The 14478-nt window shown below is 61.6% G+C and carries 12 protein-coding genes; 6 read left to right on the top strand and 6 right to left on the bottom strand.

Features of this window, described 5'->3' with window-relative positions:
* Positions 1 to 45: 45 nt before the first annotated feature.
* From AC1D1M_RS02690 to AC1D1M_RS02680, 3 genes are all read right to left on the bottom strand, one after another.
* Positions 46 to 1347 carry an NAD(P)/FAD-dependent oxidoreductase gene (locus tag AC1D1M_RS02690; RefSeq protein ID WP_477774400.1) on the bottom strand — a complete coding sequence of 434 codons (1302 nt, stop codon included), beginning with the start codon at positions 1345 to 1347 and terminating at the stop codon, positions 46 to 48.
* Positions 1344 to 2432, bottom strand: coding sequence for a polyamine ABC transporter substrate-binding protein (locus tag AC1D1M_RS02685; RefSeq protein ID WP_477774399.1), 1089 nt, complete (start codon positions 2430 to 2432; stop codon positions 1344 to 1346). Before AC1D1M_RS02685 ends, AC1D1M_RS02690 begins: the two co-directional genes overlap by 4 nt.
* A gap of 184 nt (positions 2433 to 2616) precedes the next feature.
* The gene (locus tag AC1D1M_RS02680) at positions 2617 to 3975 is read right to left on the bottom strand and encodes a glutamine synthetase family protein (RefSeq protein WP_477774398.1); all 1359 of its coding nucleotides are present in this window, start codon (positions 3973 to 3975) and stop codon (positions 2617 to 2619) included.
* A 162-nt stretch (positions 3976 to 4137) separates the two neighbouring features.
* On the opposite strand from AC1D1M_RS02680, the gene AC1D1M_RS02675 reads away from it, so the two are divergent.
* Positions 4138 to 5070, top strand: a complete 933-nt coding sequence (locus AC1D1M_RS02675; RefSeq protein ID WP_477774397.1) for a helix-turn-helix domain-containing protein — start codon at positions 4138 to 4140, stop codon at positions 5068 to 5070.
* Here AC1D1M_RS02675 and AC1D1M_RS02670 read toward each other — a convergent pair.
* From AC1D1M_RS02670 to AC1D1M_RS02660, 3 genes are all read right to left on the bottom strand, one after another.
* Complete coding sequence (locus AC1D1M_RS02670; protein ID WP_477774396.1) at positions 5067 to 5663, bottom strand: cupin domain-containing protein; 597 nt, start codon at positions 5661 to 5663, stop codon at positions 5067 to 5069. The two genes, AC1D1M_RS02675 and AC1D1M_RS02670, sit on opposite strands and share 4 nt — an antisense overlap.
* A gap of 74 nt (positions 5664 to 5737) precedes the next feature.
* Positions 5738 to 7699: an oxidoreductase gene (locus AC1D1M_RS02665; RefSeq protein WP_477774395.1), complete on the bottom strand. Its 1962-nt coding sequence runs from the start codon at positions 7697 to 7699 to the stop codon at positions 5738 to 5740.
* 211 nt (positions 7700 to 7910) lie between these two features.
* Entirely contained in the window at positions 7911 to 8567 is a 657-nt protein-coding gene (locus AC1D1M_RS02660) for a hypothetical protein (protein WP_477774394.1), read from the bottom strand.
* A 214-nt stretch (positions 8568 to 8781) separates the two neighbouring features.
* On the opposite strand from AC1D1M_RS02660, the gene AC1D1M_RS02655 reads away from it, so the two are divergent.
* The 5 genes from AC1D1M_RS02655 (at position 8782) to AC1D1M_RS02635 (ending at position 14300) form a co-directional block, all read left to right on the top strand.
* On the top strand, positions 8782 to 9570 hold the full coding sequence (locus tag AC1D1M_RS02655; RefSeq protein WP_477774393.1) for a class II aldolase/adducin family protein: 789 nt from the start codon (positions 8782 to 8784) through the stop codon (positions 9568 to 9570).
* Between the two features lie 242 nt (positions 9571 to 9812).
* Positions 9813 to 10460, top strand: coding sequence for a TetR family transcriptional regulator C-terminal domain-containing protein (locus AC1D1M_RS02650; protein ID WP_110659255.1), 648 nt, complete (start codon positions 9813 to 9815; stop codon positions 10458 to 10460).
* A 92-nt stretch (positions 10461 to 10552) separates the two neighbouring features.
* On the top strand, positions 10553 to 11269 hold the full coding sequence (locus AC1D1M_RS02645) for a response regulator (RefSeq protein WP_477774392.1): 717 nt from the start codon (positions 10553 to 10555) through the stop codon (positions 11267 to 11269).
* A gap of 5 nt (positions 11270 to 11274) precedes the next feature.
* The gene (locus AC1D1M_RS02640; RefSeq protein ID WP_477774391.1) at positions 11275 to 12048 is read left to right on the top strand and encodes a substrate-binding periplasmic protein; all 774 of its coding nucleotides are present in this window, start codon (positions 11275 to 11277) and stop codon (positions 12046 to 12048) included.
* Positions 12045 to 14300: an ATP-binding protein gene (locus AC1D1M_RS02635; RefSeq protein WP_477774390.1), complete on the top strand. Its 2256-nt coding sequence runs from the start codon at positions 12045 to 12047 to the stop codon at positions 14298 to 14300. Before AC1D1M_RS02640 ends, AC1D1M_RS02635 begins: the two co-directional genes overlap by 4 nt.
* The last annotated feature ends 178 nt before the right edge of the window (positions 14301 to 14478 follow it).

The raw sequence follows: 14478 nt of genomic DNA, 5'->3' as shown, positions 1-14478 counted from the left end.
CAAGCTCGCTCCCACAGTGGGTAGTGCATGCCGGGCAGGATTGTGTCAGCCCAGCATTTCCCGCATCCGATACCAGAACATGCCAAGGGCCAGCAACGGCGAGCGCAGGGCGCGTCCGCCGGGGAAGGTCATGTGCGGCACGGCGCTGAACACGTCGAAGCCTTTGCTGTGGCCGGCATGGATCGCTTCGCCCAACAACTTCGCGCACCAGTGGGTCACGTTCAGGCCATGACCGGAGTAGCCCTGGGCGTAGAACACGTTCGGGTGCTGGCTCAAACGCCCGACCTGGGGGAAGCGGTTGGCCGAGATGCCGATCTTGCCGCCCCACTGAAAGTCGATGCGCGCATTGGCCAGTTGCGGGAATACCTTGAGCATCTGCGGGCGCATGTAGGCGCTGATGTCCGCAGGATCGCGCCCGGAGTAATGGCACGCGCCGCCGAACAACAAACGCCGGTCAGCCGAGAGCCGGTAGTAATCCAGGCCGACCTTCTGGTCGCACAGCGCGAGGTTGTGCGGGATCAGTTTTGCAGCGGCGTCTTCTGACAAGGGTTCGGTGGCGATGATGTAGCTGCCCGCCGGGAGCACTTTGCCACTGAGTTTTGGTTCCAGCTCTTCCAGATGGGCGTTGCACGCCAGCACCAACGTGCCTGCACGTACGGTGCCACCTGCACAGCGGACCTGCACCGTGCTGCCATGGATCAACTCCAGCACCGGGCTCTGCTCGAAGATCTGCACGCCAAGGGACTCGGCGACTTTCGCTTCGCCCAATGCCAGGTTCAGCGGATGCAGGTGGCCCGAGCCCATGTCTACCAGACCGCCCGCGTAAACGCCGGAGTCCACCACTTGCTCACGGATCTGGCCGGGCTCAATCAAGCGGGTTTCATGGGCGTAACCGGACTCAAGCAATTGGGCGTGCTCGGCCTTCAGCCCGGCAAAGTGTGCCGGGGTGTTGGCCAATTCGCAGAAGCCCCAGCGCAGGTCGCAATCGATGCCGTGTTCGCGGACGCGATTGGCCACCACCTGCACTGATTCGGTCCCGGCGTACTCCAGGTATTGCACGCCATCGGCGCCGATGTGCCTGGCGAAACCGCTGACGTCATGACCGATGCCGCGAATCAACTGGCCACCGTTGCGCCCGCTGGCGCCCCAGCCAATCCGCCGGGCCTCCAGCAGGATCACCGAGAGCCCGTGCTGGGCCAGTTCGATGGCGGTGTTGATGCCGGTGAAACCCGCGCCGACCACGCAGACATCGGCCTCAAGGTCCGAGGTCAGCGCGGGACGCTGCCGCATGCCCCTGGCGGACGCTGCGTAATAGGAGAGGGTGTGTTCCTTGGTGTACTGATTCATTTGTTGGACTTCACTTTGCTCCACGAGCGGGTCATCAAACGCATGATCGACTGCGGCGGCGTGGTGGAGATGTAGAGTTTGTCGAGGACTTCCTGGGACGGATAAACCTCGGGGTTGCTGACCAGCTCAGGGTCCATGTACTGCTTGGCGGCCGGGTTCGGGTTGGCATAGCCGACCGACGCGCTGACCTTGGCAATCACTTGCGGGTCCAGCAGGTTGTTGATGAAGGCGTGGGCTTGTTTCGGATTGCTGGCGTCGGCAGGGATGGCCAGCAGGTCAAACCACAGGTTGGCGCCTTCCTTGGGAATGGCGTAGGCGATGTTCACGCCGTTCTTGGCTTCCTTGGCGCGGTTGGCGGCCTGGAACACGTCACCCGAATAACCGAACGCCACGCAGATGTCGCCGTTGGCCAGGTCCGAGACGTACTTGGAGGAGTGGAAGTAGGTGATGTAGGGGCGGATCTGCAGCAGCTTGGCTTCGGCCTTTTTGAAGTCCTCAGGGTTTTCGCTGCGCGGGTCCATGCCCATGAAGTTGAGGATCGCCGGGAACACTTCGTCCGCCGAGTCCATCATCGACACGCCGCAGGCGCTCAGCTTCTTGATGTTTTCCGGTTCGAACAGCACGGCCCAGGAATCGATGTGATCGATGCCCAGCACCTGTTTGACCTTGTCGACGTTGTAACCGATGCCGTTGGTGCCCCACAGGTACGGCACCGAGTGCGCGTTGCCCGGATCGTTTTTCTCCAGCAGCGTCAGCAGTTTCGGGTCAAGGTTCTTGAAATTCGGCAATTGCTCACGATCAAGCTTGAGGAACGCGCCGGCCTTTACCTGGCGGGCGAGGAAGTGGTTCGACGGCACCACCACGTCATAGCCGGTGCGGCCGGCAAGCAGCTTGCCTTCCAGGGTTTCATTGGAATCGAATACGTCGTAGATCACCTTGATCCCGGTCTTGGCCTGGAAGTCGGCGAGGGTGGTTTCGCCGATGTAGTCGGTCCAGTTGTAGACGCTGACCTGGGGCTGGGCCTGGGTAACGGCACTGAACAGAACCGCCAGCGCGGCCGGGACCACGGATTTCAAAAGACGCATATCGATACCTCTTGGAATTATTGGATTTTTCAGGTGTTCACCACTACCTGTGGGAGCGAGCTTGCTCCGGGCGGCGATCCGACGATGGCGGTTTAACAGTCAACATTGATGTCGAATGTCATGGCCTCATCGCGGGCAAGCCCGCTCCCACAGGGAATGTGTGATGCCTGGGGGAGCGGGGGCCTTATACGCTGAGCATCAGAAACTCACGCTCCCACGAACTGATCACCCGTTTGAAGTTCTCGTGCTCGGCGCGTTTGACCGCGACATAGCCCCGCACGAACTTACTGCCCAGGTAGCGGCCGACGGTGTCGCACTCTTCCATCTGGGTCAGGGCATCTTCGATGGTGATCGGCAGGCGCAGGTTGCGACGCTCATAGGCGCGGCCCTGTACCGCGGCGCTCGGTTCGATGCGCTCGACCATGCCCAGGTAACCGCACAGCAGGCTGGCGGCGATGGCCAGGTACGGGTTGGCGTCCGCGCCGGGCAGACGGTTTTCTACGCGCATGGCGTCCGGGCTGGAAGTCGGTACGCGCAGGCCGACGGTGCGGTTTTCTTCGCCCCATTCGACGTTCACCGGTGCCGAGGTGTCCGGCAGGAAGCGGCGGAACGAGTTGACGTTCGGTGCGAACATCGGCAGCACTTTCGGGATGTACTTCTGCAGGCCGCCAATGTGATGCAGGAACAGCTCGCTCATGTTGCCATCGGCATCGGCAAAGATCGGCTGGCCGGTGGCAATGTCCACCACGCTCTGGTGAATGTGCATGGCGCTGCCAGGCTCATCGCCGACCGGCTTGGCCATGAAGGTTGCCGCCACGTTGTGCTTGAGCGCCGCTTCACGCATGGTGCGCTTGAACACGGTGATCTGATCGGCCAGGTCCAGTGCGTTGCCATGACGGAAGTTGATTTCCATCTGCGCCGGGCCGTCTTCGTGGATCAGCGTGTCGAGGTCCAGGCCTTGCAGTTCGCACCAGTCGTAGACGTCTTCGAACAGCGGGTCGAATTCGTTGGCCGCGTCGATGGAGAACGACTGACGGCCGCTTTCGGCACGACCCGAACGGCCCATCGGCGCCTTGAGCGGCAAGTCCGGGTCTTCGCAGCGCTGGGTCAGGTAGAACTCCATTTCCGGCGCGACAATCGGCCGCCAGCCTTTGTCGGTGTACAACTGCAGGACTTTCTTCAGCACGTTGCGCGGTGACAGTTCGATCGGGTTGCCGAACTTGTCGAAGGTGTCGTGGATCACGATGGCGGTCGGCTCGATGGCCCATGGCACCACGTACACCGCGTCGGCGTCTGGCTTGCAGACCATGTCGATGTCGGCCGGGTCGAGCAGGTCGTAGTAGATGTCGTCGTCGACAAAGTCCCCGGTTACCGTTTGCAGAAGGACACTTTCCGGCAGGCGCATGCCTCGCTCATGCAGGAACTTGTTGGTCGGTGCAATTTTGCCGCGTGCAATGCCGGTCAGGTCGCTGACGACGCACTCGACTTCGGTAATCTTGTGATCTTTCAGCCAAGTGAACAGCTGATCGAAAGGGACATTCATAAAGACCTCGTTATTGGTTTTATTAACGCCAGGAGAGACCGGTTTCATCCGCCGGACACTTCCCCTGTAGCGCGTTGACGACTATCTTGTGCGAGCCTTGCAGTTCCATCTATCCACTTTAAGCAGCACAAAGCGCACCAAAAGAGTGCGCAGGGTCGCCCCATGACAGGTTCCAATTCCCTCCAGGTCCAAGCGTTCAACACCGCCGATGTCGCCGAGCAAATCCGCGCTACGCCGGGCTGGGTGCAGCAATACCAGCAGATGTCGCCGGGGCATTTCGCCGGTAGGGTGCGTTATCTGGATCTGCAGGGCGTGGAGATTTACGAAGAGTCGATGAACACCCGGGTCGAGCAGAATTTCAGCGCGCCCCAGGGCTCGTTGTCGTTCTGTTTCGATCGCGGCGACAATGCGCTGTACGTGTTGAATGGCGAAAGCCGCAACATCTGGATCACTCCGGAGAACTACCAGGAAATCGCCGTGGTGTTCGGGCCGGAGTTTGTACAGCGCCACAGCCTGGACATCGCCCGGCTCGAAGGGCTGTTCATGGCGCCGCTCAACTCCCAGCAGAACGCGCTGTTCTGCCGTTGGCTCAGCGGGACCTTGACGCGGCTGTCGCAGACCTTCGATCCACCGAGCCGCGAAGCGCTGACCCAACAGCTGCTGGAAGATTGCCTGTTCATCCTCGACAACGCGTGTGTTGGTCTCGACCAGGGCGCATTGCAGCGTCGGGCCGGGGAGCGGGCGATCATGAAGCGGGTAGGGGAATGGGCGGCGGACACGCCGGAAGAACACCTCAACCTGCTGGAGCTGTCCCAGGTTGCCGGGGTTTCACTGCGCCAGTTGCAGCATGCGTTCAAGACCTACACCGGCATGGCGCCGACCCAATGGCTGCGCTTGCGCCGCCTCAACAGCGCCCGCCGCGAGTTGCTCAGCCGCACGCCCACGCAAACCACCGTGGCCGAGGTGGCGATGCATTGGTCGTTCTGGCATTTGGGGCGGTTTTCCAGCAGCTACCGCGCGTTGTTCAACGAGCTGCCGAGCGACACCCTCAAGCGAGCGAGTACCATTCAGTCAAACGGTCGCAGCCGACGTTAGAACGTCGGCGGCGTAATCACCCAGATCACCACCGCATCGACATCGCCGGGGTTGCCGTAGCGGTGCGGTTCTTGGCTGGAAAAGCTGAAGCTGTCGCCTTCATTGAGCTGGAAATGGCGTTCACCGACCCACAACTCGAAACTCCCCGAGAGCAAGTAGCCGGCTTCTTCACCGTCGTGGCTGTAGCTTTGCTGGCTGTAGGTGCCGGGCGGGAAACGCGAGTGGAGCATTTCCAGTTGGCGGTTGGCCTGCGGCGTCAGCAACTGGTCGACGATGCCGTCTTCGTAATGCACGTTCAGGCGGCTGTTCTTGCGCACCACCACGCCATCGTCTTCGGGCGCGGTGACCGCTTCACTGGCGAAGAACCACTGGATGGTGACGCCGAGACTACGGGCAATGTTGAACAGCGCCGGAATCGACGGGTAGGCGAGGTTGCGTTCCAGCTGGCTGATGTAGCCAGCGGTGAGTTCGCTCTGTTGCGCCAGTTCCGCCAGGGTCATGCCCCGGCGTTTGCGCAGGCCGCGAATGCGTGTGCCGAGAAAATGCGGTTCGGCGCTGCCTGAGGCGGGCTGGGTCTTGCTGTTGGTGCTCATGGAAAATTCCGAACCGGGGGCAGCTCCTACAGAGAGCGATCATTTGAATGTAAAGCCCCGGAGTATAAACAGCCTTAAAGCTCCCACGCGACTTTCAGGCCTTCATAAATCGCTTCTTCGGCGGTGCGTGGCGCCAGGCAGTCGCCGATGCGGCGAAACTCCACCAGCCCTTGCAGTTCAGCACCCAGGGTATCCACCGGTTGATGGCCCTGGCACAGCACCAGCGCATCGATGTTCTCCATCAACATCGGTTCGCCACTGGCGGTGTGTTGCAGGTACACCGTGTTGTCATCGCAGCCATACAGCCGCGCGTACGGCGTGATCGGTACACCCAGCTTATGCAGCTCGCCGGCCAGCTGGTCGCGCACGTACAGCGGCAGGTTTTCCCCGCAATGGGTGCCATTGACCGCCAGTTGCACCTGATGCCCGGCACGGACCAGACGCTCGGCGATGCCGGGGCCGATCCAGTCGCAGCGCCAGTCGACCACCACCACCGAACGGCCGACCTGTACTTCATCGCGCAGCACTTGCCAGGCGTCCACCACCTGTAATTCACCGCCACGCTCGAAGGCTGGCCAGTAGGGCTCGGCACCGGTAGCGACGATCACCATGTCCGGTTTTTCCTGCTCCACCAGCGCGCGGTCGACCCGGGTATTGCGCACCACGCGCACGCCGGCCAGTTGCATTTCCCGCTGCAGGTTGGTGTTGGCACCGCCAAACTCGCTGCGCCGTGGCAGCAACTGCGCGAGCAACACCTGACCGCCCAGTTGCGAACTGGCTTCGTACAGAGTCACCTCATGCCCGCGCTGGGCAGCGACGGCGGCGGCTTTCATCCCGGCCGGGCCACCGCCGGCGATCATGATGCGTTTGCGATTGTTCGCCGCCCGGCGCTCACCGAAGATCAATTCGCGACCGGTTTCCGGGTGCTGGATGCAGGAAATCGGCAAGCCCTTGTGGAAGTGGCCGATGCACGCCTGATTGCAGGCAATGCACGCCCGCACGTCTTCGACGCGGCCGGTGTCGGTCTTGTTGGGCATTTGCGGATCGCAAATCAGCGCCCGGGTCATGCCGCACACATCGGCCTGGCCGCGAGCCAGAATCAGCTCGGCTTCCTGGGGTTGGTTGATGCGCCCGGTGACGAACAGCGGAATGTCCAGACTCGCCTTGAACGTCCCGGCTTCCCTGGCCAGGTACGCCGCTTCGATCGCCATCGGCGGCACGATATGCACCGCGCCACCCAGGGAGGCCGAGGTGCCGGCGACGATGTGTACGTAATCAAGCTGCGCTTGCAGTGACTGCACGGCGGCCAGGGATTCGTCTTCGGTCAGGCCTTCCGGGTCGCGCTCGTCGGCGGAGATGCGCAGGCCGACGATGAACTGCTCATCGGTCGCCGCGCGCACGGCTTTGATGACTTCGCGCAGAAAACGCAAACGCTGTTCCAGCTCACCGTTGTAGCCATCGGTACGCCGGTTGACCCGCGGATTGATGAATTGCGCGGGCAGGTAACCATGGCTGGCCACGACCTCGACGCCATCGATGCCTGCCTGATGCAGGCGGCGGGCGGCAGCGGCGTAACCGGCGACGATATCGTCGATCATGGCCTGGTCCAGCGCGCGGGGCATCACCCGGAAACGTTCGTTGGGCACCGACGATGCGGAATAAGCCACCGCCAGCAGGCCATCGCTGGACTCCATGATCTCCCGTCCCGGATGGAACACCTGGGACAACACCACGGTGCCGTGGGCATGGCAGGTTTGCGCCAGTTTGCGGTAGCCCTCGATGCACGCATCGTCGGTGGCCATCAGCACGTGGGAGGTGTAGCGCGCACTGTCATGCACGCCGGCCACTTGCAGCACGATCAGCCCGGCACCGCCTTCGGCACGCGCCCGGTGATAGGCGATCAATTGTTCATTGACCAGGTTGTCAGTGGGCATCGAGGTGTCGTGCCCGCTGGACATGATGCGGTTCTTCAGGCGCTTGCCACGGATCTCCAGGGGTTCGAACAGGTGCGCGAAGGCGGGTGTCGAGATCGGCATGGTGCGGGTACTCCAGGCAGGCTGAAGCCGAAACGCCGGGCTTCGGCATTGTTATTATTTTGCTATAGAAATTTACCTGTAGTAAAAAATCAATATATTTATTTACTGTCGGAGGGATTCAACAAGGCGCCCACTCGTCGTTGGCGGATACATCCAAGCGGCAGGTTATCGTGGGATAAGCCCCTGGTCAGGAGCCTTTGACGTGGTCGCGCTAGGGTTTCACAGGGCTGGAGCTGGCAGTCACGAGACAAGGCTGGATGACTTGCTTCAACCCGTCATTGTTTTCCGGCAATGAAAATATTGCAGTCAATGGCTTGGCGCCCGCGTTTGCCGGGGCTAACGAAAGCTTCAGTAGTTGGCCGCGTGACGCGTCGCTCGCCCAGTAGGCCAACTCATCGCGTGGAATGCGCGTATCGATCGCGAAGATGGTACCGACCTGGAAAGCCCCGCCGTAAGTCCAGATACCAGATACCCGGTGATCGACGGTGGTGCGCTTTCCAGTAGTGATGTGCAATGGCCCGTTTGCAGTGGCATCCGGACCTTCAAATGGATCGCTGTCAAAACCCAGTGCGGCGGGTGCGATCTGCAGCGTAAGACCGGCGCCTTGAGTTTGCGGGTGACAACTGACCAGCAGGGTGGCATTGACGTGATAATCGCCGTAAGCGCTGTCGCCATAGGTGCGGGCGGTCAGCATGGGGTTATCGGCATAAGGTTGCTCCAGCAACCATACGGGGTGCGCAGAGCGGATCAGCTGAATTCCGTCGGCTGACTTTTCACCTGCCTGCGCATAAGCATCGAATGGTGGAAAACAAACGGCAGTCAGCAACGTAACGCAAAGGGCCAGGATAAAGTGAAGTGGGCGAAACATAAGGGGGATCTTCCGCAAGCTGGATTTTCCAGAGTAGTGGGAAATCAAACTCCCGTCCTATCGATTCAAATGAGTAAATTTTTCAACCGTGTTGGGGCGCAAAGCCAACCTTTTCGGGGTAGAAAACTCAAGTGCAAGTGCATGTCAGCGGCTGGACGCCTGTGCACATCCAGCCTTACAGGCTGCCTGCCGATCAGTCTGGAGAACCACAACAATGAACAGAATCGCCACCCATCTGGCCCTCGGGCGCAGCGCCACCGAGCAGCGTTTGCGTGAGGAACTGGCGGCCTGTTACCGCTTGATTGCGCACTTTCGCATGACCGATCTGATCTTCACCCACATCTCGGTGCGCATTCCGGGACCGGAGCATCACTTTCTGATCAACCCTTACGGGCTGATGTTCGACGAAATCACCGCGTCCAATCTGGTGAAAATCGACCTCGATGGCCATGCTGTGGAGCCGTCGCCGTACCTGGTGAACCCGGCCGGCTTTGTGATCCACAGCGCCATCCATGGCGCCCGCGAAGATGCGCAATGCGTGCTGCATACCCACACCAAATCCGGGTGCGCGGTGGCGGCGTTGAAGTGCGGGTTGTTGCCGGTGAACCAGATTTCCATGGAGTTCTATGGCCATGTTGCCTACCACGACTACGAGGGTGTGGCGCTGGACCTGAGCGAGCAACTACGGCTGGTGGTGGACCTGGGCGACAAGCCGGTATTGATGCTGCGCAACCATGGTTTGCTGACCGTTGGCGAGACGGTGAGCCAGGCATTCCTGCGCATGTACTACCTGGAAAAGGCCTGTGAGATTCAGTTGGCCGCCCAAGCCGCCGGTGAAGTCGTTCTGCCGTCGCACGAGGTCTGCGAGCACACCGAACGGCAGTTCAATGCTCCGGGGCGACCGTTGGAGGATGGGGAGTTGAGTGATCCGGATGCGATGCAACTGGCCTGGGCGGCGTTGTTGACGATGCTGGACCGCATTGCGCCGGGTTACCGCGACTGATCCGGATTTTGTGTTGTATGGACTGACGTCATCGCGAGCAAGCTCGCTCCCACAGTGGTTTGGGTTGTTCGCAGATCTTGCGTACGCCCGTTAACCCTGTGGGAGCGAGCTTGCTCGCGATGGGGGCGCCTCGGTTCTCAGACTTACACCCGACTGGAGACTTGGCCCGCTCTTGCTGTACAGTCGTTCAGCTCGCGCACACAACGCGGGCCTAATCGATTGAACCAAGGAGCGTGTCGCCCATGAATCAGGAAGCCCGTTTTTCTCGCATGGAACCGGAGTTGCGCAAAGCCAACCTGATCGAGGCGACGCTGGTGTGCCTCAAGCGTCACGGCTTCCAGGGCGCGTCGATCCGCAAGATATCCGCCGAGGCCGGGGTCTCGGTGGGGCTGATCAGCCATCACTATTCCGGCAAGGACGAGCTGGTGGCCGAGGCCTACATGGCGATCACCGGGCGAGTCATGACCTTGCTGCGCGATGCCATGGAGCAAGCCGCACCGAATGCCCGGGAGCGTTTGTCGGCGTTTTTCCGCGGTTCGTTTTCCGCCGAGCTGCTCGATCCGCAACTGATTGATGCGTGGCTGGCGTTCTGGGGCGCGGTGAAAACCGCCGAGGCCATCAACCAGGCCCACGATCATTCCTATGGCGAGTATCGCGGCATCCTGCGCAAGGTGCTGGCAGAACTGGCCCGGGAGGAAGGCTGGGAAAATTTCGACGCCGACCTTGCCGCCATCAGCCTCAGCGCCTTGCTCGACGGCTTGTGGCTGGAGTCCGGGCTGAACCCCGGCACCTTCACCCCGGAGCAGGGCATCCAGATTTGCGAGGCCTGGGTCGATGGTTTGCAGGCCGGCGGACGCCAGCGCTTTTGCGTGCAGACGAGCGACTGTTGATCAGTCGTTCAGCAATCGATACTCTCTGGCGCCGATGCAGGAAAACACTCTAATAAGAAACTGGCCTTCGGGCCTATGCCGGACACAAAGCGATGACTCCTCGGGTATTGATCGTCGATGACGATCCGCTGATTCGCGATCTGCTGCACGCCTACCTGTCCCAGGAAGGCTACGACGTCCACTGCGCCGCCACGGCGGAACTGGCGGAAACCTTCCTGGCCAGCCAGAGCGTCGACCTGGTGATGCTCGACATCCGCCTGCCGGGCAAGGATGGCCTGACCCTGACCCGCGAACTGCGGGTGCGGTCGGAGGTCGGGATCATCCTGATCACCGGGCGCAACGACGAAATCGACCGCATCGTCGGCCTCGAATGCGGCGCCGATGACTACGTGATCAAACCCCTCAATCCAAGGGAGTTGGTGTCCCGGGCGAAAAACCTGATTCGCCGGGTACGTCATGCGCAAACGCCAGCGCCTGCCGTCGCGGTGGCCAAACCGGTCAAGCAGTTCGCCGACTGGTCACTGGACACCGACCGCCGTCGCCTGATCGATGCGTCCGGCAGCGAAACCCTGCTGACCCACGGCGAATACCAGTTGCTCAGCGTGTTCCTGCGCAACAGCGGCCACACCCTCAGCCGCGACCAGTTGATGGACCAGATTCGCAACCGCGAATGGGTGCCCAACGACCGCTCCATCGACGTGCTGGTCGGGCGCCTGCGCCGCAAGTTGCATGACGATCCGGCCGAGCCCCAATTGATCATCACCATTCACGGCGCCGGTTACCTGTTCACCGCCAGCGTGGCGGCCTGAACCTGATGGCGCGATGGCTTTGCCTGCTGGCGATGCTGCTGGCCGGCCATGCCGTCGCGGCGGACAAGGTTCGCTATTGCGATTACCCGGTGTACCCGCCGGTCTCGTGGAGTGATGGCAAGCAGGTGCGCGGCCTGGCACCGAGTGTGGTGAAAAGCCTGTTTGGCCAGTTGGGTTACGAGGTCGAGATGGTGGTGCTGGGCAACTGGAAACGCTGCCTGCTGGACGCCGCCGAAGGCCGGGTCGATGTGGTGCTGGCCTACAGCACCGCGCAACGGGAACAGAGCATGCTGTTCTCGACGGTGCCGGTGCTGCGCGAAGAAGTGGCGCTGTTCATCAACCGCCAGCACCCGGTGAAATTCGAACAACTGGACGACCTGGCCCATTACCGTGGCGGCCTGTTGTTCGGCGAGAGCTATGGCGTGGAGTTCGATCGCATGGTTGCGCGCAACAACAATATCGAATGGGTTTCCGACAGCCACCAGAACTTCGGCAAGCTGATTCGCGGGCGCATCGATTTCATCACCCAGGAGCGGCGCACCGGCCAGCTGTACGTGGAAAACCTGCCCGGCGGCCAGGACATCGTCGCCTTGCCCAAGGCGTTGAGCGTGGATTTTCTGCGGGTTGCCGTATCGCGGCGCTCGCCCTTGGCCGCTCGCATGCCCGAGATCAATGCGCAGTTGCAGCGCATGGTCGATGCCGGTGACATCGAGCGCTGGCTCAATGAGAGTGAAGTGATCTACCGCGACATGATCAACCTGCCGGCGGATGCGCAATGATTCGCGCCCGTCCCGGTGGACTGTTGCGGCGCCTGTTGCTGTTCATTCTGTTGTTCAGCCTGTGCTTCACCGTGCTGGCCAGCAGCGTGCAACTGTACATCGAGTATCGACGGGAAATGCGCGACATCGATTCGCGCATGGAACTGATCCGCGCCGGCTACCTGGCCAGCCTGGAGCGCAGCCTCTGGGATTTGAACCAGGAACAGCTGAACGTGCAGTTGCGCGGGCTGGTGGACTTCTCCGACGTCGCCCGGGTGCATTTGACCAGTGCCGATTTCGATCTGGTACAGGGCAATCCCGAGCCGGTCGGGCCGCTGCGCATCGAGCGCTTTGCCCTGGACTATCAGCCGCCGTCCGGCCCGTTGCGCAACCTTGGCGAGCTGGAAGTCAGTACCGATCTGGGGGCGGTGTACCAGCGTCTCTACGCCACCGGGTTGACCAGCCTGTTGTGGATGGCGGTGTTCCTCTGCGGTCTGGCCATTGCGTTGTCGGGGCTGTTTTATCGACTGGTGACCCGGCACCTGAAGGTCATGGCCGAGTTCGCCCGGCGCATCGCCGCCGGTGAATGGCACGAGCCCCTGCACCTGGACAAGCGCCGCGGCAGCGACGAAATCGACACCGTGGCCCACGCACTGGACGACATGCGCCGGGCGATTCTGCGGGACATCGAGCGCCGGGAAACTGATCGCCTGGCCTTGCAGGACAACCGTGACGAGTTGCTGAAAATGGTCGAGCGCCGTACCGCTAGCCTGATGCGCGCCAAAGACGAGGCGGAAGCGGCCAACCTCGCCAAGTCGCGGTTCCTGGCGACCATGAGCCATGAACTGCGCACGCCGCTCAATGGCATCCTCGGCATGGCCGAATTGCTGCGCGGCGCGCGTCTGGATGCCCAGGACGGCAAACGCCTGGACGCCTTGCACAAGGCCGGCGAAGGCTTGCTGACGATCCTCAACGAGGTGCTGTATTTCGCCAAGCTGGAGGAGGGCGTCAGCCATCCCGAACCAGTGGATTTCTCGTTGCGCCAGTTGCTCGACGAGGTACTGACACTGTTGGAACCGCGAGCGCTGAATAACGACACGATCCTCAGTTGCCGCATCGATCAACGGATTGCCGAGCATCACCACGGCGCCGAGCAGTTCCTGCGCCAGGTGCTGAGCAACCTGCTGGCCAACGCGATCAAGTTCACCGAAGGCGGCGAAGTCAGCGTCGAGGTGGCGCTGCTCACCGAAACGGGCGAGCAGACCGGGCAGCGCCTGCGGGTCAGTGTCACGGACGACGGCATCGGCATTGCCCCTTTGATGCAGGCGAAGATTTTCGAGCGTTTCACCCAGGCCAGCGAAGAAGTCGCGCAACGTTTTGGTGGCACGGGGTTGGGGTTGGCGATCTGCAAACATCTGGTGGAGCAGATGGGCGGCTGCATCGGCGTGGACAGTGAAGAGGGGCGCGGCAGTTGCTTCTGGTTCGAGCTGTCCCTGCAGCCGGCCAGCGCTGTGGTTGAAGTCGTGCCGGTTCGCGCGGCGGGCCCTGCACTAAACATTCTGGTGGTCGAGGACGTGGCGCTCAATCGTGAAGTGGCCAAGGGTTTGCTGCAGCGGGACGGCCACCGGGTGTGGCTGGCCGAAGAAGCGGATCAGGCGCTGCAACACTGCGCGGCGCAGGTGTTCGACTTGATGCTGCTGGACGTGCATCTGCCGGGCATCAGCGGTGTCGAGCTGTGCCGGCAAATCCGCAACAGCGACGGGCCGAACCGCCATACGCGCATTTTCGCCCTGACCGCCAGCGTGCAGCCGGCACTGGTGCGCGGTTATCTGGAGGCCGGCATGGACGGTGTCCTGGCCAAGCCCTTGAAGCTGGAAAACCTGCGCCAGGTGCTGGAAGGGCATGCGCCTGTCGCCGAGTCGCTACTGAGCGATGAAACAATGGACTGGCCGCTGTTGCAGACCCATCGCAGCCTGCTCGGTGCGCAAAAGGTCCAGGGTCTGCTGGCGGTATTGCGTGACTCGATCCTTCAACACCGCGATGCGCTGAATGAAGCCATGGCCGCCGACGACTGCACAGAGGTCGCGCAACTGGCGCACCGCTTGGCTGGCAGTTGCGACTCGCTGGGTTTTCGGGCCTTGGCCAGCACCTTGAGGGCGCTGGAGACCCTGGCGCTGGCAAACGATGAATCGGCGATCCAGCGCATGAGCCCCGCGCTGGACGAGCAATTGCAGCACGCACTGACGACCCTGAAAGGCCTGTTGCAGAGCTGACGTACAAGTTTGTTACGACTTTGTACAACTTCGATCTTTACGGTCAACGCGAACTTACATGGCTTTCCAATAATCGACGCAACCGCCGCAGCGCGGTCTTCGAAGCTTATTGGAGATAATAATAATGAATTGCCGTAAAGCTGATCCCTCCCTGCGCCGTGACGTCCTGTCGCGCGCT

This window comes from Pseudomonas sp. P1_F7 (assembly GCF_056405655.1).
The sequence above is the reverse complement of the archived record's forward strand: the minus strand, read 5'-3'. Positions and strand labels throughout refer to the sequence as shown.

What these genes read in the sequence shown, in the direction of transcription:
- AC1D1M_RS02635 (WP_477774390.1), top strand. Translation starts at nt 12,045, where the DNA reads ATGATTCGCGCCCGTCCCGGTGGACTGTTGCGGCGCCTGTTGCTGTTC.
- AC1D1M_RS02690 (WP_477774400.1), bottom strand. Translation starts at nt 1,347, where the DNA reads ATGAATCAGTACACCAAGGAACACACCCTCTCCTATTACGCAGCGTCC.
- AC1D1M_RS02640 (WP_477774391.1), top strand. Translation starts at nt 11,275, where the DNA reads ATGGCGCGATGGCTTTGCCTGCTGGCGATGCTGCTGGCCGGCCATGCC.
- AC1D1M_RS02645 (WP_477774392.1), top strand. Translation starts at nt 10,553, where the DNA reads ATGACTCCTCGGGTATTGATCGTCGATGACGATCCGCTGATTCGCGAT.
- AC1D1M_RS02675 (WP_477774397.1), top strand. Translation starts at nt 4,138, where the DNA reads ATGACAGGTTCCAATTCCCTCCAGGTCCAAGCGTTCAACACCGCCGAT.
- AC1D1M_RS02650 (WP_110659255.1), top strand. Translation starts at nt 9,813, where the DNA reads ATGAATCAGGAAGCCCGTTTTTCTCGCATGGAACCGGAGTTGCGCAAA.
- AC1D1M_RS02655 (WP_477774393.1), top strand. Translation starts at nt 8,782, where the DNA reads ATGAACAGAATCGCCACCCATCTGGCCCTCGGGCGCAGCGCCACCGAG.
- AC1D1M_RS02685 (WP_477774399.1), bottom strand. Translation starts at nt 2,432, where the DNA reads ATGCGTCTTTTGAAATCCGTGGTCCCGGCCGCGCTGGCGGTTCTGTTC.
- AC1D1M_RS02680 (WP_477774398.1), bottom strand. Translation starts at nt 3,975, where the DNA reads ATGAATGTCCCTTTCGATCAGCTGTTCACTTGGCTGAAAGATCACAAG.
- AC1D1M_RS02660 (WP_477774394.1), bottom strand. Translation starts at nt 8,567, where the DNA reads ATGTTTCGCCCACTTCACTTTATCCTGGCCCTTTGCGTTACGTTGCTG.
- AC1D1M_RS02665 (WP_477774395.1), bottom strand. Translation starts at nt 7,699, where the DNA reads ATGCCGATCTCGACACCCGCCTTCGCGCACCTGTTCGAACCCCTGGAG.
- AC1D1M_RS02670 (WP_477774396.1), bottom strand. Translation starts at nt 5,663, where the DNA reads ATGAGCACCAACAGCAAGACCCAGCCCGCCTCAGGCAGCGCCGAACCG.